Origin of the sequence: Buchnera aphidicola (Aphis helianthi) (assembly GCF_005083845.1) — a bacterium.
GTDB classification, from domain to species: domain Bacteria; phylum Pseudomonadota; class Gammaproteobacteria; order Enterobacterales; family Enterobacteriaceae; genus Buchnera; species Buchnera aphidicola_AW.
Window position 1 is genome coordinate 145,742 of sequence record NZ_CP034894.1, and the last position, 17,365, is coordinate 163,106.

14 protein-coding genes are annotated in these 17,365 nt (G+C 26.1%); 4 read left to right on the forward strand and 10 right to left on the reverse strand.

Annotated features, from left to right (window positions below; genetic code table 11):
• Positions 1-21: 21 nt before the first annotated feature.
• Positions 22-834 carry a 16S rRNA (adenine(1518)-N(6)/adenine(1519)-N(6))-dimethyltransferase RsmA gene (gene rsmA / locus D9V62_RS00715; RefSeq protein ID WP_158339909.1) on the forward strand — a complete coding sequence of 271 codons (813 nt, stop codon included), beginning with the start codon at positions 22-24 and terminating at the stop codon, positions 832-834.
• A gap of 36 nt (positions 835-870) precedes the next feature.
• Positions 871-1,683 (forward strand): symmetrical bis(5'-nucleosyl)-tetraphosphatase, encoded by an 813-nt coding sequence (locus D9V62_RS00720; protein WP_158339910.1) that lies wholly within the window; start codon positions 871-873, stop codon positions 1,681-1,683.
• Between the two features lie 43 nt (positions 1,684-1,726).
• Here the strand turns inward: D9V62_RS00720 and folA are convergent, their stop codons facing one another.
• From folA to ribF, 8 genes are all read right to left on the reverse strand, one after another.
• Positions 1,727-2,224: a type 3 dihydrofolate reductase gene (gene folA, locus D9V62_RS00725; protein WP_158339911.1), complete on the reverse strand. Its 498-nt coding sequence runs from the start codon at positions 2,222-2,224 to the stop codon at positions 1,727-1,729.
• Positions 2,225-2,303: 79 nt separating this feature from the next.
• A complete protein-coding gene (carB, locus tag D9V62_RS00730; RefSeq protein WP_158339912.1) occupies positions 2,304-5,534 on the reverse strand; it encodes a carbamoyl-phosphate synthase large subunit in 3,231 nt (1,076 codons plus the stop codon).
• 13 nt (positions 5,535-5,547) lie between these two features.
• Positions 5,548-6,687, reverse strand: coding sequence for a glutamine-hydrolyzing carbamoyl-phosphate synthase small subunit (carA, locus tag D9V62_RS00735; protein ID WP_261979504.1), 1,140 nt, complete (start codon positions 6,685-6,687; stop codon positions 5,548-5,550).
• 198 nt (positions 6,688-6,885) lie between these two features.
• Positions 6,886-7,704 carry a 4-hydroxy-tetrahydrodipicolinate reductase gene (dapB, locus tag D9V62_RS00740; protein ID WP_158339914.1) on the reverse strand — a complete coding sequence of 273 codons (819 nt, stop codon included), beginning with the start codon at positions 7,702-7,704 and terminating at the stop codon, positions 6,886-6,888.
• Positions 7,705-7,711: 7 nt separating this feature from the next.
• Entirely contained in the window at positions 7,712-8,653 is a 942-nt protein-coding gene (gene ispH / locus D9V62_RS00745; protein WP_158339915.1) for a 4-hydroxy-3-methylbut-2-enyl diphosphate reductase, read from the reverse strand.
• A gap of 84 nt (positions 8,654-8,737) precedes the next feature.
• Positions 8,738-9,199 (reverse strand): signal peptidase II, encoded by a 462-nt coding sequence (gene lspA / locus D9V62_RS00750; RefSeq protein ID WP_158339916.1) that lies wholly within the window; start codon positions 9,197-9,199, stop codon positions 8,738-8,740.
• Complete coding sequence (ileS, locus tag D9V62_RS00755) at positions 9,196-12,012, reverse strand: isoleucine--tRNA ligase (protein WP_158340334.1); 2,817 nt, start codon at positions 12,010-12,012, stop codon at positions 9,196-9,198. Before ileS ends, lspA begins: the two co-directional genes overlap by 4 nt.
• 10 nt (positions 12,013-12,022) lie before the next feature.
• A complete protein-coding gene (gene ribF / locus D9V62_RS00760) occupies positions 12,023-12,970 on the reverse strand; it encodes a bifunctional riboflavin kinase/FAD synthetase (protein ID WP_158339917.1) in 948 nt (315 codons plus the stop codon).
• Positions 12,971-13,139: 169 nt separating this feature from the next.
• Here ribF and rpsT point away from each other — a divergent pair, with 169 nt between their 5' ends.
• Complete coding sequence (gene rpsT / locus D9V62_RS00765; protein WP_158339918.1) at positions 13,140-13,403, forward strand: 30S ribosomal protein S20; 264 nt, start codon at positions 13,140-13,142, stop codon at positions 13,401-13,403.
• Positions 13,404-13,465: 62 nt separating this feature from the next.
• Here the strand turns inward: rpsT and dnaJ are convergent, their stop codons facing one another.
• Positions 13,466-14,602: a molecular chaperone DnaJ gene (dnaJ, locus tag D9V62_RS00770; RefSeq protein ID WP_158339919.1), complete on the reverse strand. Its 1,137-nt coding sequence runs from the start codon at positions 14,600-14,602 to the stop codon at positions 13,466-13,468.
• 101 nt (positions 14,603-14,703) lie between these two features.
• Complete coding sequence (dnaK, locus tag D9V62_RS00775) at positions 14,704-16,620, reverse strand: molecular chaperone DnaK (protein WP_158340335.1); 1,917 nt, start codon at positions 16,618-16,620, stop codon at positions 14,704-14,706.
• Between the two features lie 316 nt (positions 16,621-16,936).
• Between dnaK and ndhC the strand changes: the two genes are divergently transcribed.
• Complete coding sequence (gene ndhC, locus D9V62_RS00780) at positions 16,937-17,320, forward strand: NADH-quinone oxidoreductase subunit A (RefSeq protein ID WP_158339920.1); 384 nt, start codon at positions 16,937-16,939, stop codon at positions 17,318-17,320.
• Positions 17,321-17,365: the final 45 nt, after the last annotated feature.

Below are 17,365 nucleotides of genomic sequence, written 5' to 3' on the forward strand. Positions count from 1 at the left end.
TTTAAGTTAATAAAAATTCAAATGAAAAAACATATTCCTCTTAAAAAATTTAGTCAAAATTTTCTTATAGATTCTAATATAATAAAAAAAATAATTGAATTTATTAATCCGAAATTAAACGAAACATTAGTTGAAATTGGACCTGGATTAGCTGCATTAACTCGACCTATTTGTCATTTAATAAATGAGCTAATTATTGTTGAAATCGATTATTCTTTATTAGAACGATTAAAAAAATTTTCGTTTTATTCAAAATTAGTAGTATTTCATCAAGATGCGTTAACATTTGATTATTTAGAGTTGTTTAATAAAAAAAATCAATTAATTCGAGTTTTTGGAAATTTACCATACAATATTTCTACATCTTTAATACTATATTTATTTCAAAAAATTCAAATAATTAAAGATATGAATTTTATGTTACAAAAAGAAGTTGCTGAACGTTTAATTGCTTCTCCAGGCAGTAAATCATATGGTCGTTTAAGTATTATTGCTCAATATTATTGTAATATGACAAAATTACTAAATGTTTCTCCAAAATGTTTTAGACCAGTTCCTCAAGTCGATTCGATATTTATTAATTTAACACCTTATGCTACTAATTATTACCCTTATTTTACTCATGATGTAAGAGTTTTGAGTTATATTACAAATTTGGCTTTTCAAAAGAGAAGAAAAATATTACGTCATAGTTTAGGACAAATATTTTCTGAAAAAGTATTAATAACATTGGATATCAATCCAAGATTAAGACCAGAAAATATTTCTATACTGCAATATTGTAAGTTATCTAATTATATGATAGAAAACAATATTTATCAAAATTATATTTAATTTTAATATATCTTTTTATATTCTAAGTGAAATGAAATGAGTATTTATTTTATTAGTGATATTCACGGTTGTTACAAAGAATTTAAACTACTTTTAAAAAAATCAAATTTTAATATAAAAACAGATTACTTATGGATTGCAGGTGATTTAGTTTCTAGAGGTCCAAACTCATTAGAAGTAATGAGATATCTATATTCTATAAAAGATAGAATAAAGATATCACTTGGAAATCATGATTTAAATTTAATTGCAGTTTATTCTGGTGTTCAAAAAAATAAAAAAGAAAATTGTTTTGATGATTTTTTATCGGCTAAAGATAGTCATAAATTAATAAATTGGTTACGTTCTCAATCTATTTTACAAATTGATGAAATTCAGAAAATTATTATGGTACATGCAGGAATCAGTCCACAATGGAATCTTGAAACAGTTAAAAAATGTTCTTTAGAAATTAAAAAAGCTTTATTAAGTAAAAATTATCCTTTATTTTTAGATTCTGTTTTTAATAATAAGATCGATTATTGGGATGATCATTTTGAAAAAATTAATCGATTACGATATAGTATTAATGTTTTTACACGTATGAGATATTGTTATCCCAATGGAAAATTAAATCTTATATGTAAAGAATCTCCTAATGTTGTTCAATATCCATTATTGCCATGGTTTGTTATATCAAATAAATTTATAGAAAAATATTCTATTATTTTTGGACATTGGTCTTCTTTAAAAGGTACAAATGTTCCTAATCAATTTTTCCCATTAGATCAAGGTTGTTGTTGGGGTGGAGAATTATTAATGTTAAGATGGGAAGATAAAAAATATTTTTATCAAGATTATCAAAAATAAGATATATTATATAAATATGAATATAAAAATTTATTAATAAATATCATCTTACTAATATTTCAAAATAAAAATCGTAAGAATGTTTTTTATCTTTAAAGAATTGTTTTTTAAATATTGTTTTCCAATTTTTATATAGTTTATATTTTGGAAAATATGAATCTCCAATAATATTACAATTAACGTGAGTTAAATATAATTTATTAGCGTAAAACAACATTTGTTTATATATTTCACCTCCTCCAATAACCATTACTTCTTGGTTTTGATTGTATTTCGAATATGTAGTAGAAATTATAGCGTTTTGAATTGAGTTTGCCCATATAATATTTTTTTTAACAATTTTTTTCCGGCTAATAACTATATTAGTTCGCATAGGTAAAAAATTTACAATGGATTCCCAAGTTAAACGTCCCATAATAATATTCTTATAAATTGTATTTTTTTTAAACCATTTTAAATCTTCTGGAAGATTCCAGGGTATTTTATTTTTATTTCCAATAACTAGATTATTAGAAATGGCTGCAATTAGACTAATATTCATATTTTAAAATTTTTGTTAAGAGTTATAAATATGTTTTACAACATATTTATAAAAATTACTTTAGTGAGTGAAGATCAATTTAATGTTTTAAATTTATTTTTTTATGAATTTCTTGTAGTGATCTAATGTTTTTTGTTGGATCTTCATTTAATGCCATGACTGTTGCAAATGCTCCATTAATAGTAGTATCATAGTGAACTTTATATTGTAAAGCACTTCGACAGATGAGCTTTGCATCCTTTATACCTTGACGACAAGATGTGGTATTTACAATATATACATATTCTCCATTTTTTAGACGATCTTGAATATGAGGTCTACCCTCGTGTACTTTATTTACTAATCTAGATATAATTCCAGATTTTTTTAAAGCTATAGATGTACCTTTAGTGGCATCAATTTTAAAACCAAATTTTTGTAATTTTACTGCTAAATTTGCAATATTTTTTTTATCGTTATTTCTTACTGAAAGTAATACACGACCTGATTTTTTCATATTTGTATGAGCACTAAGCATTGCTTTAGAAAATGCTTCTGAAAAATTTTTTCCAATACCCATTACCTCTCCTGTTGATCTCATTTCTGGTCCTAATATAGGATCTACACCTTGAAATTTATCAAAAGGCAAAACGGCTTCTTTTACTGAAAAGAATGATGGAATAATTTCTTTCATGAACCCCTGTTCTTCTAATGTTTTACCATACATAACACGTACAGATATTTTTGCAAGTGCTAATCCTATTGCTTTTGATATAAATGGAACAGTCCTAGATGCTCTTGGATTTACTTCAATAATATATATTTCATTGTCTTTAATTGCGAATTGAACATTCATTAATCCTTTTACAGATAATTCAAATGCTAATTTTTTTACTTGTTTCCTAATTTTATCTTGAATTTTTTTTGTTAAGGTATATGCTGGTAAAGAACATGCTGAATCTCCAGAATGAACTCCAGCCTGTTCAATATGTTCCATTATACCTCCAATTAAAACTGTTTTTCCATCGCAGATAGCATCGACATCTACTTCTGTAGCATAATTTAAATATTGATCTAGTAAAATGGGAGTATTTTTATCTTCTTTTAACATTGTTTGAAAATATTTATCTAATTCAGATGGTTCATAAACAATTTCCATTGCTCTACCACCTAGAACATAAGATGGTCTAACCATAATAGGATAACCAATGTTTAGTGCTTTTTGATGAGCTTCTTTTAAAGTTAATACAGTAGCGTTTAAAGGTTGTTTTAAATTTAATTTTGTTACAATTTCTTGGAAACGATTTCGATCTTCTGCTTTATCAATAGCATCTGGTTTAGTACCGATAATAGGAATTCCTTCTTTTTCGAATTCTTTTGCTAATTTTAATGGTGTTTGTCCTCCATACTGGACAATTACTCCATTAGGTTTTTCGATTTTAACTATTTCTAAAATATTTTCTAATGTAATTGGTTCAAAGTAAAGTCGATCAGATATATCATAATCTGTAGATACTGTTTCTGGATTACAATTAATCATAATTGCTTCAAAGCCGTCTTCTCTTAATGCTTGAGCTGCATGCACACAGCAATAATCAAATTCTATCCCCTGTCCTATTCTATTAGGACCTCCTCCTATTATAATAATTTTTTTATTATTTTTAGTTGGATTAGATTCACATTCATCTTCCCAAGTAGAATACATATATGCTGTTTCAGTGGAAAATTCAGCTGAACATGTATCAATTCTTTTATAAACAGGATGTAAATTTAATTTATATCTAAGACGACGTATATTATACTCTGTTGTATTAGTTAATATTGCTATACGTAAATCGGAAAAACCTTTTCTTTTAATAAAGTATAAAAATTTATAATTTAATCCAATAAATCCATTTTTTTTGATTTTTTCTTCTAGATTAATTATTTCTTGAATTTGTACAAGAAACCAAGGATCAATTGATGTTAATTCAAATACTTCTTCTATAGACATTCTTAACCTAAATGCATCACCAATATACCAAATTCGATCAGCACCAGCTTCTTTTAATTCGTGTCTAATTTTTATTAAACATTGTGGATCTAATAGAGATATTTTAGAATTAAAACCGCTTGCTCCAATTTCTAATCCTCGAATCGCTTTTTGTATTGATTCTTGAAATGTTCTGCCTATTGCCATTACTTCTCCGACAGATTTCATTTGAGTAGTTAATCTATCGTTACATCCTAAAAATTTTTCAAAATTAAATCTAGGAATTTTGGTGACTATATAATCTATAGATGGTTCAAAAGATGCTGTGGTATTTGTACCTGTAATATCATTAGCAAGTTCATCTAATGTATATCCCACTGCTAATTTTGCAGCTATTTTAGCAATTGGAAATCCTGTAGCTTTAGATGCTAATGCAGAAGAACGAGAAACCCTCGGATTCATTTCAATAACTATCATACGACCATCTTTAGGATTAATTGCAAATTGCACATTAGAACCTCCAGTTTCTACACCAATTTCTTGTAAAATGGCCATAGATGCGTTTCTCATAATCTGATATTCTTTATCAGTTAAAGTTTGTGCTGGAGCTACAGTAATTGAATCTCCTGTATGAATTCCCATAGGATCAAGATTTTCAATAGAACAAACAATAATGCAATTATTATTTTTATCTCGAACTACTTCCATTTCATATTCTTTCCAACCGATTAATGATTCGTCGATTAATAGTTCAGTAGTAGGAGATAATTTTAATCCTCTTTCGCAAATTTCTTCAAATTCTTCTTGATTGTAAGCAATCCCGCCACCATTTCCTCCCATAGTAAAAGAAGGTCTAATAATACATGGAAATCCTACATTTTTTAATACTGATAATGCTTCTTTAAGATTGTGTGCAATACCACATTTTGCAGTTTTTAGATTAAGCTTATTCATTGAAAATTCAAATAATTTTCTATCTTCTGCTTTATTAATAGCATCAATAGTAGCACCTATAATTTTAACATTGAATTTTTTTAATATTCCTCTTCGATTTAGTTCTAATGCGCAATTAAGTGCAGTTTGACCGCCCATTGTTGGTAATAATGCATCCGGACGTTCTTTAATTATAATTTTTTTTACTATTTTCCAATGAATAGGTTCAATATATGTAGCATCTGCCATATATGGATCAGTCATAATAGTAGCAGGATTTGAATTAACGAGAATAATTCTATAACCTTCTTCATGTAGTGCTTTACATGCTTGTGCACCTGAATAATCAAATTCACATGCTTGTCCAATTACGATAGGACCTGCACCAAGAATTAAGATAGATTTTATATCAGTAGATTTAGGCATGTTTTTTTCCTAATTAATTACTGAATTTTGCTTGATTAAGTAATTTTATAAAATGATCAAATAAATGAGAAGCATCATGTGGTCCTGGACTGGCTTCTGGATGTCCTTGAAAACTAAAAGCTGGTTTATTAGTTAAACATAATCCTTGTAGCGTACCATCAAAAAGAGAAGTATGTGTTATAGAAATATTATTTGGCATATGTTTTGTATCAACAGTAAAACTATGATTTTGAGATGTAATAATTACTCGATTTGTTTTTAATTCTTTAACTGGATGGTTCCCCCCATGATGTCCAAATTTCATTTTAATAATATGAGCTCCACTAGCTAATGCAAGTAATTGATGTCCTAAACATATTCCAAATATTGGAATATTAATTTTTAAAAAATTTTGAATAGATTTAATTGCATAGTAACATGGTCTTGGGTCACCTGGTCCATTAGATAAAAAAACTCCATCGGGAGCTAAATCTAATACTTTTTTTGCACTAGTTGTAGCAGGTACTATAGTTAAATAGCAGCCTCGATCTACTAGCATACGTAAGATATTTCGTTTAACACCAAAATCATATACAATAATATGAAATAAAAATTTTTTTTTGGAATATAATTGTTGTTTATTAATTACATAACTATTTTCATCCCAGTTATAAATAACTTTAGTAGTTACCTTTCGTGCTAAATCTAGTCCTTGTAAACTTAAACAATTTTTTGCTTTTTCATGTGCTATAATATAATTTTCTTTTTTATCTTCTATAATACATCCATTTTGAGATCCTTTCATTCGTAAAATACGTGTTAATTTTCTTGTATCAATATCAGATATTGCAATAATATTATTTTCTTTTAAATAAGAAGAAAAGCTTTTTTCACTGCGATAATTACTAGATATTGGAGACATATCACGAATAATTAAACCTCTTATATGAATTTTTGATGATTCTTCATCGTTATGATTAGTACCAATATTTCCGATATGAGGATGTGTTAGTGTTACAATTTGATTTGCGTAAGAAGGGTCAGTGATTATTTCTTGGTACCCAGTTATTGATGTATTGAAAACAACTTCTCCTACTGTGGTTCCGTTAGCTCCAATAGAACGTCCGTGAAATCTAGTGCCATCTTCTAAAACTAATACTGCTGATTGGCCCAAAGCACCCTCCAAAAAATTTTTTAATATTGATTCAATTTAAAATAATAAGTAAAATATTTTGAAAAATTAAATTTTATTTTAACTAAAATTAATATTTTTGTCTATTTATCGTAATAAATATTTTGTGTATCTTAATTTTTTAAAAGATTTAATTTTTTAAAGATATAAATGTAATAACTTATTTTTTTAAGTAAAAATTTAATATATATTTTTTAAAAAATCTTTCATATTAAATAATCCTTTATTTTTTAAACAGACCCAAAGAGCTGATTGAATAGCGCCTTTAGCAAAAGATCTTCTATCAAATGCTGTATGCGTAATATTAATTTCTTCTTCAGAGTTTGTAAAAAGCACTGAATGTTTACCAACAATATTACCTGATCTTATACTAGAAAACCCAATTTTTTTACATTCTCTAATCTTTGTTAGACCTTTTTTATAATACAATGAATTTTTATTTAAATCCCATTGCATAATTTTTGATATACTTTCGCCAATAGTTATTGCTGTACCTGAAGGAATATCAATTTTATTACGATGATGAAATTCTAAAATATCAATATCAGAATTATCACCTAAAATTCGAGTGGTTTGTTCTACTAATTCATATAGTAAATTTATGCCTATACTGAAGTTAGATGCTATTAATATAGCAATATTTTTTGAATATGAGTTAATTATCTTGATTTCTTCTTTTGAGAACCCAGTTGTACCAATGATAATATTTTTTTGAAAGTTATGACAATATTTTAAATATTGTAATGTTGCTTTAGGACTTGTAAAATCAATTAAAATATCAAAATTGTTGTTTTTAATATCTAATTCATCTTTTATCAGTACTCCTATATTTCCTATACCAATTTCTTGTCCAATATCATGATTAATTAATGGATGATTTTTTTTTACTATAGCTGTAGTTAAGCAAGTGTTTTTATTTTTGTGTATTTCCTTAACTAACATCTTCCCCATTCGGCCTAAAGCCCCAGTAATAGCAATACGAGTTATTTTTTTATTCATAATTTTTTTAATGTGATGGAAATATTAAATGTTTAGGTATATTAAAAACTGTTTTTTCTTCAGTTCCAATAATTTCTTTTGATTTTTTAGCACCCATTTTTTGTAAATGTACAATTACTTGTTTTACTAAAAATTCAGGTGCAGATGCACCTGCTGTAATACCAATATGTTTTATATTTTTTATCCATTCTTCTTGAATATCTAAAAATGATTCAATTTGTTTAGTGAAAACTCCAGTTTCTTTACTTAATTCAGAAAGACGATTAGAATTAGAGGAATTTTTAGAACCTATTACAAGTATCATATCAGTCATTTTTGATAATTTAATAATTGCGTTTTGTCGATTAGTTGTTGCATAACATATATCTTCTTTTTTAGGCCCCGAAATATTTGGAAATTTTTTTTTTAAAAATTGAATAATTGATTGAGTATTTTTAATAGATAATGTTGTTTGGGTAAAAAAATTCAATTTTGTATCTTGTTTGATTGATAGTTGATTGATATCTTCTATTGATTCAACAAGATGTATTTTTCCATTTTTATTATTATATTGGCCTATTGTTCCAATAACTTCTGGATGTCCTTTATGCCCAATAAAAATAGTTTCTATATTTTTTTGACTTGCTTTTGAAACTTCTTTATGTACTTTCATTACTAATGGACAAGTTGCATTTAAAATAATTAATTGTTTTTTTATAGCCTTTTCTTTGGTTTTTTTTGAAACCCCATGAGCAGAAAAAACTACTATTGATTTATTTGGAATATCTGAGATTTTTTCAACAAAAATTACTCCTTTTTGACGTAACTTGTTTATAACATATTTATTATGTACTAACTCATGTTTGACATAGATAGTTTTTTTATAAATTTTTAAAGCGTTTTCAACTATTAAAATAGCTCTTTTAACACCTGCACAAAAACCTCTTGGATTAGCTAATAAAATATCCACTTATAAAAAGATCTCCAGAAACATATTTATATTAAAGTAATATATTTTATTATTAAACATCTAAAAAATAATATATTTATTGTTTTAAATAAGTTTATATTTATTTTTTATATATATAATTATTCCAATAAAAATACTAAAATCAGATATATTGCACGTTGCAAAATGCCAGTTATTAATATGTATATCAATAAAGTCTATAACAAAGCCATAATAAATACGATCTATTAAATTTCCTATAGCTCCTGAAATAATAAAGCAATAAGCTAATTTTTTATATCTTTTTTTTGATTTTAAAATTTTTTGAAATATTAATAATACAATAATTGTACTTAATATGGACAAAAAACATCTATTCCATAATGTTTTATTCGATAAAATGCTAAAAGCAACACCGTAATTATGTACATGAAATAAATTAAGTACTGATAAAATTTTTTTTATTTCATATAAATCTAAATTATTTAAAATCCAATACTTAGAAAAAATATCTATCATTAAGAGAAATATTGTAATTAAAAAATATTTTTTATATATTTTTTTCATATAAAAATTCGTTTTTCACCATTTCCTTGAGTATTAGAAATACAACGTGTACAAATTTCATGGTTATTTTGATTAAGATTTGAAATGTTATAATGCCAACATCTTTGACATTTTTTTTCTTTGCTTTTTTTTAAAGAAATTTTAAATTTAGAAAATAAAAGACTTGTTTTTGTATTTTTTGGAGCTACATCGTAATTTTCAACTACAACATGAGATGTTAGAAATATAAATTTTAATTCATCTCCTAAAAGATTTAATTTTTCTTTTATTTCGGGTCTTACATATAATATAATAGATGCTTCTAATGAATTATTTATTTGTTTATTTTTTATTTCTTCTTCTATAAATTTATTTATTTCATTTTTAATTGCTATTATTTCATTCCAGAATTGATGATTAAATACAGTATTAATATTTAAATCAAACAATTTATCGAACCATTCTTCTGTAAATACATATTTCGAATGTTTTCCAGGTAAATAGTCCCATATTTCATTAGCAGTAAATGATAATATAGGTGATATCCATCTAACAAGCGCATGAATTATATAATATATTGCTGTTTGACAGCTTCTTCGTTCTAAACTATTTTTTTGTAAAGTATATTGTCTATCTTTGATAATATCAAGATAAAAAGACCCCATTTCAATAGAACAAAAATGCATTAATCTTTGTATGACTCCATGGAAATTATATTTGTTATAAAATGTAATAATTTCTTCTTGTACTATTTTCGTATGAGAAACAGCCCACTGATCTAAATGAATCATATTTTTTTGAGACACAATATTTTTATCTGGATTAAAATCATTTATATTAGCTAACATAAAACGTGCTGTATTTCTGATTCTTCGATAAATATCTGATGTTCTTTTTAAAATTTCATTCGAAATAGAAATATCATTAGAATAGTTTGATGAAGCCACCCAAAGCCTTAAAATATCTGCACCTAACGTATTGATTATATCGTTAGGACTAATAGTATTACCTATAGATTTAGACATTTTTTGTCCTTTTCCATCAACTACAAATCCATGTGTTAAAACTTCTGAATAAGGTGCTTTTTGAGTAATTAACATTGATATCATCAATGATGACATAAACCAACCTCTATGTTGATCAGAACCTTCTAAAAACATATCTGCACGATTTATTATATTTTGTTTGTTTTTATATTCTATTGATGTATGAGTATTTCCTGATTCAAACCAGACATCTAATATATCAAAAATTTGATCGTATAGATTATACTCTATACCTAATATTTCTTTTAAATCAATATTCCACCATACCTGAATACCTTCTAGTTCCACTTTTTTAATTATTTTTTTCATTATTAAAGAGTTTTGAGGATGTATTTGACCTGTTTTTTTGTGTATAAAAATAGACATTGGAACACCCCATTTTCTTTGTCTTGAAATACACCAATCAGGTCTGTTTTTTATCATTTCTTCAATTCTAGACTTGCCCCATTGAGGAATCCATGAAACTTTTTTAACTTCTTTAATAGTATTGAAACGAAAATTATTTTTGTTAATATTAATAAACCATTGTGGAGTAGCTCGAAATATAATAGGAGTTTTGTGTCTCCAACAATGTGGGTAACTATGATTTAAAGAGTTATGATGTAATAAGCAATTAGAATCAATTAATAATTTAATAATAATTTCATTAGATTTAAAAATATTGATACCATCTAATTTCGGGTGTACATTTTTTTTAAAATCACCCTTATAATTAATTAAATTTATTGTATTGATGTTGTATTTTTGACAAATAGTGTAGTCATCTTGTCCATGATCTGGTGCAGTATGAACTGCACCTGTACCTGCTTCAAGAGTAACATGTTTGCCTAATATTACAGGTAATTTAATATTTTTTAAAAATGGATGTAAAAATTTTATTCCTTCTAGTTTTTTACCTTCAATAGAAACTAAATATTTCCAATTTTTTATTTTTAAAATATTAAGTGTATTTTTAACCAACTCTTTAGCTATAATTAAATTATATTGTTCAGTTTCAATTACATCATACCTAAAGTTAGGGTGTACTGTAATAGCTTGGCTAGATGGAAGTGTCCATGGAGTAGTTGTCCAAATAGGTAAATATATTTCTTTATTATTTAATATATGTATATTAAATATTTTTTTTAAATTTTTATCATTGCTTTTTATTGCAACAAAAATTGCGTCTGATGTTTTATTAGAATATTCAATTTCTGCATCAGATAAAGATGATTGACATTTTAAACACCAATATACAGGTTTAAAATCTCTATATAAGTATTTTTTTTCAATAATTTTAGCAAGTGTTTTTATTATATTTGCTTCGTTTTTGTAATCCATTGTAAGATGAGCATTGTCCCAATCTCCAATTACTCCTAGTCTAATAAAGTCTTTTTTTTGTTTTTTTACTTGATTTTCTGCATATTTTCTACATTTTTCTTGAAATTTTAACGTATCTATTGTGTTTTTATGTATACCTAATTTTTCTTCAATTTTTTGTTCAATAGGTAATCCATGACAATCCCATGATGGTATATATGGAGCATCAAAACCAGATAAATTTTTTGATTTAATTATTATATCTTTCAAAATTTTATTAACTGCATGTCCAATATGAATATTTCCATTAGCATATGGAGGGCCATCATGTAGAAAAAAAATTTTTTTATTTTCTTGTTTTTTTCTAATTATTTGATAAAGATTATTTTCATACCAATTTTTTAAAATTTGAGGTTCTTTTTGAGTTAAATTAGCGCGCATAGAAAATTTTGTTTTAGGTAAATTTAAAGTTTTTTTATAATCATGCATAATTTTATCTTTATTTTTTTGGTCCATAATTGAAAGTATTAAAATATTTTGTAACAATTTTAATATCTTTACTAATTTGGTCTTTTAGTTTTTGTGTTGACGAGAAAAATAATTCATTTCTTATTTTTTTATATAAAAAAACTTCTATTTTTTTATTATATAAATTAATATTTGTATTAAATAAATGAGCTTCAAGAATTTTTATTTTTGGTATATAAATATAACTAGGCTTAATGCCTATATTGCATATTCCTAAATATATTTTTTTAAAATGAACTTGAACTGCATATACTCCATTATTTAAAGGAAAATTATCATATAATTTTATATTGGCTGTTGGATAACCCAGTGTCTTACCTATTTGATTACCATAAATAACGCGACCAATAAGACTAAATGGTCTTCCAAGTAATGCCTGCACTAATTTGAAATTATTTTCTAATAAATATTTTCTAATATTAGTACTGCTTACTTTAATATTATCTTTATATAGTGGTTTGATTTCGATAATATTAAATTTATATTTTTTACTAATTTCTTGTAAAAGCGAAATGTTTCCATTTCTTTTGGAACCAAATTTAAAATCTTTTCCAATTATAATAAATTTTATATTTAGTTTATTAATTAATATTTGTATAATAAATTTTTCAGCACTAAGATTTGAAAAAAAAATATTAAATTGAATACATAAAACAATATCAATTTTATATAATTGAATATATTTGATTTTTTCACGAAATTTTGTAATTCTTTTTGGAGGGTTTTGATGATTAAAAAATTCCAATGGTTGTGGTTCGAATAAAATTATTATTGTTGGTAAATTTTTTTCTTTACCTATATTATATACGTTAGATAGTAATTTTTGGTGTCCTAAATGAACTCCATCAAAATTGCCAATACTTACAACTGAATTAGAATTGATTTTTTTTAGATTATGAATACCTCGTATAATCCTCATTATTATATTAACCTAATTAAATAAAGTAATATATCATATAATTTATATTTATATAATAATTGTTCGCAAAGGTTTTAATATGTAATTTATTAGATTTTCTATGAATTGTTATTTTTTCTTGCACCATATTTTATATATATTGTAATTTTTTAAGGTTTAGGAGTTAAAATTGGCGAATATTAAATCATCTAAAAAAGATGCTATAGCATCTGAACAGCGTCGAAAAAGCAATACAAGTCAACGTTCAAAAATTCGTACTTTTATCAAAAAAGTTAGATTAGCTATTATTTCTGGAGACAAACAAAAAGCGGAATATGCTTTTAAGAATATGCAACCTATTGTTGATAAATATGCAACTAAGGGTTTAATACATAAAAATAAAGCTGCAAGACATAAATCTATTTTATCATTGCAAATTAAGAAATTAAATTAAAACTAAATTTATTTATATAGTATTGCCTCTAATTTTATTAAGAAGCAATACTTTATAATATTTTATTTGGTCAAATCATCGAAAAATCTTTTTACTCCATCAAAAAATCTTTTTGAACGAGGTGTATTTTTTTCACCTCTAAAACCATGGAAACTTTTTCCTAATTCATTTAAAAGATATTTTTGTTGTTCGTTAAGATTAACTGGTGTTTCTACTACTACACGACACAATAAATCACCTTGATTTCTATTTTGAACTGATTTTACACCTCTTCCTCGTATACGAAAGAGTTTTCCTGATTGTGTTTCAGATGGGATTTTTAATTTAACTCGACCATCTAATGTAGGAACTTCAATTTCTCCTCCTAATGCAGCCATGGTAAAATTTATTGGCACTTCACAATAAAGATTATTTTCTTCTCTTTCAAATATAGGATGTGTATTTACTGCAATTTGTACATAAAGATCTCCGGATTGTGCACCATTAATTCCTGCTTCTCCTTCATTATTAAGACGAATTCGATCATTATTATCTATACCAGGTGGAATTTTTACTGACAGTGTTTTATTAGTTTTAATTCTTCCTTGACCTTGACAGATACGACATGGATCTTGAATTATTGTTCCCTTTTCATTACATGTAGGACAAGATTGTTGTACTGTAAAAAATCCTTTTCTTATATGTATTTGACCTCTACCTTGGCAAGTTGAACAATTTCGAGGTTTAGTTCCTGTTTTTGCTCCTGTTCCATAACAATGTTTGCATTTTTGGAACGTTGGAATACGTATTTCTTTTATTGCCCCTTTTACTGCTTCTTCTAAAGAAATTTTCATATTATAACATAAATCAGCCCCTTTTTTTACTCTTTGATTCCTACTTCCTCCAAAAATATCACCGAAAACATCTCCAAAAATATCACCAAAATCTGTAGAACTAGTAAAGGTGCTATAAGTAGTATTTTGATTATTACCGTTTTCAAAAGCTGCATGTCCATATTGATCATATGCATTTCTTTTTTCTTCGTTAATTAAGATTTCATAAGCTTCTTTTATTTCTTTAAATTTATTTTCAGCGTTTTTATCTCCTTGATTTCTATCAGGATGATATTTCATTGCTAATCGTTTATAAGCTTTTTTAATCTCACGTTCTTCAGCTGATTTTGAGACTCCTAAAATTTGATAGTAATCTTTTTTTCCCATTATTACTCTTCCTAACTTTTAAAATAATTACACGGGCGTAGATTTTTTCTACGCCCGTGCTAGCTTTAGACGGTTAAAATTATTTATTTTTAATTTAATAATTATTTTTTAGGATCCTTTATTTCTTCAAATTCTGCATCTACAACATTTTCATTTTTTTGGGATGTAGAGGATTTATTTTCATTTTTCAGATTTTCATCTGACTTGGTTTGATGAACTTCTGTCAGTTTAGATGAAAGTGTTAATAGATTTTGTATGTTTTTTTCAATTTCAGACTTATTTTCTCCTTTTAAGGATTTCTCTAAGTCATCTAAAGCTGATTTTATTTTTTCTTGATCTTGAATTTCAATTTTTGTTTTATTTTCATCTAATTGTTTTTTTGTACTATGAATTAATTGATCACCTTGATTACGTATTTGAATTAATTCTTCAAATTTACGATCTGCTTCAGAGTTTGCTTCTGCATCATTTATCATTTTTTTGATTTCTGATTCATTAAGTCCAGAAGAAGCTTTAATAGTGATTTTTTGCTCTTTTCCAGTTTTTTTGTCTTTTGCTGAAACATGTAAAATTCCATCAGAATCAATATCAAATGTGACTTCGATTTGTGCTGTTCCTCTAGGTGCTGGTTCAATTCCATCTAGATTAAATTGTCCTAAAGATTTATTATCTACAGCTCTTTTTCTTTCACCTTGTAGTACATGTATTGTTACTGCTGATTGATTATCTTCTGCTGTTGAAAAAACTTGACTGTGTTTAGTAGGAATTGTAGTATTTTTATTAATAAGAGCAGTCATTACACCACCCATAGTTTCAATTCCTAAAGATAATGGAGTTACATCAAGTAATAATACGTCTTTAACATCACCTGAAAGAACCCCTCCTTGAACAGCGGCTCCAACTGCGACTGCTTCATCTGGATTAACATCTTTTCTAGGTTCTTTTCCAAAAAATTCTGCTACTTTAGATTGAACCATAGGCATTCTTGTTTGACCACCTACTAGTATAACGTCATTAATATTTGAAATTGATAATCCTGCATCTTTCAAAGCCACTTCGAGTGGTTTAATAGATCTTAATACTAAATCTTCGACTAAAGATTCAAGTTTAGAACGAGTAACTTTAATATTTAAATGTTTTGGACCATTAGAATCTGCTGTAATATATGGTAAATTTACATCTGTCTGTTGTGCTGATGATAGTTCAATTTTAGCTTTTTCCGCAGATTCTTTTAATCGTTGCATAGCTAATGAATCGTTTCTTAAATCAATACCTTGTTCTTTTTTAAATTCATTTACTAAATAATTAATTAATCTGCTATCAAAATCTTCTCCTCCTAGATGAGTGTCTCCATTTGTAGCAAGTACTTCAAATGTTTTTTCTTTGTCTACATCATCTATTTCGATAATTGATATATCGAAAGTTCCTCCACCTAAATCATAAACAGCTATAGTTCGATTACCCTTGCCTTTATCTAAACCATATGCAAGCGCTGCGGCTGTAGGTTCATTAATAATTCTTTTAACTTCTAATCCAGCAATTCTACCAGCATCTTTTGTTGCTTGTCGCTGAGCATCATTAAAATATGCAGGTACTGTGATAACAGCTTCTTTTACCGATTCTCCCAAATAATCCTCTGCAGTTTTTTTCATTTTTTTTAAAACTTCTGCAGAAATTTGAGGAGGAGCCATTTTTTTTCTTTTAATATCAATCCAAGCATCTCCATTTTCAGAGTTGATGATATTATATGGCATAATTTTTATATCACGTTGAACTTCTTCATCTTTAAATTTTCTACCAATTAAACGTTTTATAGCAAATAAAGTATTTTTTGGATTCGTAATAGCTTGACGTTTAGCAGGTTGACCTACTAAAACTTCGCCTTCTTGAGTATATGCAATAATTGAAGGTGTAGTACGATCTCCTTCTGAATTTTCTAAAACACGGGGTTTGTTGCCATCCATAATGGCAACACAAGAGTTGGTTGTTCCCAAGTCGATACCAATAATTTTACCCATTGTATTTCTCCTATTTTGATAAATTGGGTTTTCAACCTTTATGCGGCCATTTTTTTGGCTATTAGCTACATAGGATTGTATTTTCATATTTATCTATCGTGTTGTGATTATTAGATGGGGTCTTTTTTTTAGTCATCAAGGTCTAGGTCTAAAAAAAATGAATTTTCACATTCAGTTTAAAAAGAATATGATTTTGTTTACGAAACATAATTTATTATTTTATACTTTTCATGTATATTAAATTTTTATTCTTTGATTTAAAAATTATATTTATAAAATATTTATTATTATTTAAAATAGTTTTTGAGGTCATCTTATGTCAGTAGTAAATGCAATTGATACTAGAGAATACTTATCTTTCTTTTGTTTTATTTTTTTTTCTTTAATTTTTTGTTTATTCATGTTATTTACAAGTTCTTTATTAGGTGGAAAATCATCATCAAGATATAAACATACTCCTTTTGAATCAGGTATTGCTCCAGTAGGAGATACTTATTTGCATTTTTCTATTAAGTTTTATTTAGTTGCAATGTTTTTTGTAATATTTGATGTTGAAGCTCTTTATCTATATATATGGTCTATTAGTATAGTTGAATCTGGTTGGATAGGATTCATCGAAGCTTTTATATTTATTTTATTTCTTTTGCTATCATTATTTTATTTGATTCGTATTAAAGCATTGAACTGGACGCATAAATAAAATATTTAAATTCGTTATATTTAGGATATAATTTAATGAAACATA